Annotated in this window: 3 protein-coding genes; all 3 read left to right on the top strand. The window is 69.6% G+C overall.

Annotated features, from left to right (window positions below; genetic code table 11):
• Positions 1–1,099 (top strand): CmpA/NrtA family ABC transporter substrate-binding protein (locus AC1DZ6_RS20895; RefSeq protein WP_477099054.1); only part of this gene is annotated, 1,099 nt, incomplete at its 5' end.
• A gap of 484 nt (positions 1,100–1,583) precedes the next feature.
• Positions 1,584–2,807 (top strand): nitrate/nitrite transporter, encoded by a 1,224-nt coding sequence (locus AC1DZ6_RS20890; RefSeq protein ID WP_477099053.1) that lies wholly within the window; start codon positions 1,584–1,586, stop codon positions 2,805–2,807.
• Between the two features lie 39 nt (positions 2,808–2,846).
• The coding region (locus AC1DZ6_RS20885; protein WP_477099052.1) for an NAD(P)/FAD-dependent oxidoreductase at positions 2,847–3,930 on the top strand (1,084 nt) is incomplete at its 3' end.

Below are 3,930 nucleotides of genomic sequence, written 5' to 3'. Positions count from 1 at the left end.
GGGCTTCATCCCGCTGACCGACTGCGCGCCTCTGATCGTGGCCAAGGCGCAAGGCTTCTTCGCCGAGGAGGGGCTGGAGGTCGCCCTGAGCCGCGAGGCCTCGTGGGCGACGATCCGCGACAAGGTTTCGGTGGGCGCGCTGGACGGCGCCCACATGCTGGCGCCCATGGCCCTGGCCGGCGAGGGGCTGCTGGCGCCCCTGGCCCTGAACCAGAACGGCAGCGCGATCACCGTCGGGGCCAAGCTGGCGGCGGCGATGCGCGAGATCGATCCGGTCGCGCTGGATGCGCCGCTGGTGACGGCCCAGGCCCTGGCGGGCGTCGTCGAGCGCCGGCGCGGGCAGGGCGCGCCGCTGCTGACCTTCGCCGTGGTCTTCCCGCATTCGATGCACAACTACTTCCTGCGCTACTGGCTGGGCCAGGCGGGGATCGATCCCGACCGCGACGTGCGCCTGGTGGTCACCCCGCCGCCGCGCATGGTCGAGCACCTGCGCTCGGGCGAGATCGACGGCTTCTGCGTCGGCGCGCCCTGGAACGCCGTCGCCGTCGACGAGGGCCTGGGCGAGGTGCTGATCAAGGCTTCGCAGTTCTGGCCGGGCGGGCCGGACAAGGTGTTCGGCGTCACCGCCGCCTGGGCCGAGCGCCACGGCGACGAGCTTCGGGCGGCCCTGCGCGCCCTGATCCGCGCCTCGGCCTGGGCCGACGCGCCGGGGAACCACGCCGAGCTGGTGGCCCTGCTGTCGCGTCCCGACCATGTGGGCGTCGAGCCCGAGGTCGTGGCTCGCGCCCTGAAGTCCGAGATCGTCTTCCATCGCGACGCCGCCGGCCTGCCGCGCCGCGAGCACGCCCTGTGGTTCCTGTCGCAGATGGTGCGTTGGGGGCAGGTGGGGCCGGACCTCGATCTGGCGGTCGTCGCCGACCGCGTCTATCGGCCGGACCTTTTCCGGGAGGCGGCGCTGTCGCTGGGACCGGTGCTGGACCCGGCCCAGGTGTTCGCCGACGCCGCGCCCGCAGCCTCGGCCCTGTTCGACGGCGCGCCGTTCGATCCAGCCGATGCGCGGGGCTATGCGGCGTCGTTCGCGGTGGGGCGGGCGTCCTAAGGGGCGGGAGCGGGACCTTGTCGTGCATCCCCCTACGTCCGTCATCCCCGGACTTGTTTCGAGGATCCCTTGAGCCGCCGAGTTGTCGGCTGGGACTATGCCGCTACCTCACCGCTTCACGGACCAGCCTTCTTCGCGGCTGAATAAGGGGTCCTCAGAACAAGTCCGAGGGTGACGGGCGTTGGGGTGTCGGCCGCGTCAAACGTTGGGGTCACATCCGTCCCAGCCATCGAAACTCCCTGCATTCTGCTCATGCTTCGAGCAGCGCCCCTGCCTGTCTGCTGAGCAACTGCGCGGAGACGCCCCGGATCGCGCCGCAACGCAGCATGGTGCGTGACACCGGCCGCCGTCTGATCCCTCACTAGCGTCAGGCCTCCGGACAACGAAGTTCGTGGCTGCCAGAGACGACCGCTCGGATGCGGTCACCCGCCCGGGGCGCGATCAGCGCCTCGCTCTCGCAGACACGCAACATCCGAGGCCAATCATGCTCTCCCGTGATTTCCTGAAGGCCGGCCACACGCCGACCCTGTTCGCCGCGTTCCTGTATTTCGACCTCAGCTTCATGGTCTGGGTGATCCTCGGCCCGCTGGGCGTGGCCATCGCCAAGGACTTTCACCTCGACCCCGCCCAGAAGGGCCTGATGGTCGCTATCCCCGTCCTGGCCGGCGCGGTGCTGCGCCTGGTCAACGGCGTTCTGGTCGACCGCATCGGCCCCAAGAAGACCGGCATGATCAGCCAATTGATCGTGCTGGCGGGCCTGACCCTGGCCTGGTTCCTGGGCATCCACAGCTACCATCAGGTGCTGGCCCTGGGCCTGGTGCTGGGCGTGGCCGGCGCCTCGTTCGCCGTCGCCCTGCCGCTGGCCTCGCGCTGGTATCCGCAGGAGCATCAGGGCCTGGCCCTGGGCATCGCCGGCGCCGGCAACTCCGGCACCGCCTTGGCCGCCCTGTTCGCGCCGATCCTGGCCAAGACCTTCGGCTGGCAGAACGTGATCGGCCTGGCCGCCATTCCGCTGGTCTTCGCCTTCGTCGTCTACATGCTGCTGGCCAAGGACGCTCCCGAACAGCCGGCCCCGAAGAAGCTGGCCGAGTACATGGACGTCCTGAAGGTTCCGGACGCCTGGTGGCTGATGCTGCTGTACGCCGTCACCTTCGGCGGCTTCGTCGGCCTGGCCTCGTCCCTGACCATCTACTTCAACTCCGAGTACGGCCTGACCCCGGTGATCGCCGGCTTCTTCACCGCCGCCTGCGTGTTCGCCGGATCGTTCATCCGGCCGGTCGGCGGGGCCCTGGCCGACCGCTTCGGCGGGGTGCGGACCCTGACCGTCGTCTTCGCCCTGGCCGCCCTGGGCCTGGCCACGGCCAGCTTCCAGATGCCCTCGGCCTGGGTCGCCTTGGCGGTGCTGATGTTCTCGATGCTGGCCCTGGGCGCCGGCAACGGCGCGGTGTTCCAACTGGCCCCCCAGCGGTTCCGCAAGGAGATCGGCGTCATGACCGGCCTGATCGGCATGACCGGCGGGATCGGCGGCTTCTACCTGGCCTCCAGCCTGGGCATGGCCAAGAAGATGACCGGCTCCTACCAGATCGGCTTCCTCGGCTTCGCGGCCCTGGCGGTGTTCGCCCTGGTCGCCCTGCACGGCCTGAAGGCCCGCTGGCGCGCGGTCTGGCCGACCCTGCACGGCTCCGACACCCGTACGATCCGCGTCTGAATGGCCGCGTCTGATCTTCCTCTTCCAGTGAGCAAAACCATGACCAAGGAAAAGCTGGTCGTCATCGGCAACGGCATGGCCGGTTGCCGGGCGGTCGAGGAAGTCCTCAAGCGCGATCCCGACCGCTACGAGATCGCGATCTTCGGGACCGAGCCGCGGGTGAACTACAACCGCATCATGCTGTCGCCGGTGCTGGCGGGGGAGAAGTCCTTCGCCGACATCGTGATCAACGACGAGGCCTGGTACTCGGGCAACGCCATCACCCTGCACGCCGGTCGCGCCGTCACGGCGGTCGACCTGGAAGGCCGCAAGGTGGTGGCCGAGGGCGGGCTTGAAGTTCCCTATGACAAGCTGATCCTGGCCACGGGGTCCGATCCGTTCCGCCTGCCGCTGCCGGGCATCGATCTTGCGGGCGTGGTCACCTTCCGCGACCTGGACGACGTCGAGGCCATGGTCGCGGCCTCGGGCAAGCCTGGAGCCCGCGCCGTGGTCATCGGCGGCGGCCTGCTGGGCCTGGAAGCCGCCTACGGCCTGGCTCGGCGCGGCATGGCCGCCACCGTCGTCCACCTGATGGACGTGCTGATGGAGCGTCAGCTGGACGAGAGCGCCGGCTTCCTGCTGCGCGAGGCCTTGCTGGAGCGCGGCGTCGAGACGGTGATGGGCGCCCATTCCGAGGAGATCGTCGGCGAGAACGGCCAGGTCACCGGCCTGAAGCTGAAGGACGGCCGCACCCTGCCGTGCGATCTGCTGGTCATGGCCGTGGGCATCAAGCCCAACGCCAGTCTGGCCAGGACGGCCGGCCTGAACGTCAATCGCGGCGTGGTCGTCGATGACGCCATGCGCACCTCCGACCCGGCGGTGTTCGCGGTGGGCGAATGCGCCGAGCATCGGGGCAACTGCTACGGCCTGGTCGCCCCCATCTGGGACATGTGCCGCGCGCTGGCCGAGTCCATGACCGACGGGGAAGGGGCCTATGAAGGCTCCGTCCTGTCCACTCGGCTCAAGGTCTCGGGCGTGGACGTGTTCTCGGCCGGCAAGTTCTCGGGCGGTGAAGGCTGCGAGGACATCGTGTTCCGCGACGCCGGGCGCGGCGTCTACAAGCGCGTGGTCATCGAGGATGGCA

The sequence above is a fragment of the Caulobacter sp. P1_B12_2 genome, assembly GCF_056406675.1.
Note: the sequence above shows the minus strand (reverse complement) of the source record. Positions and strands in the feature narration are given on the sequence as shown.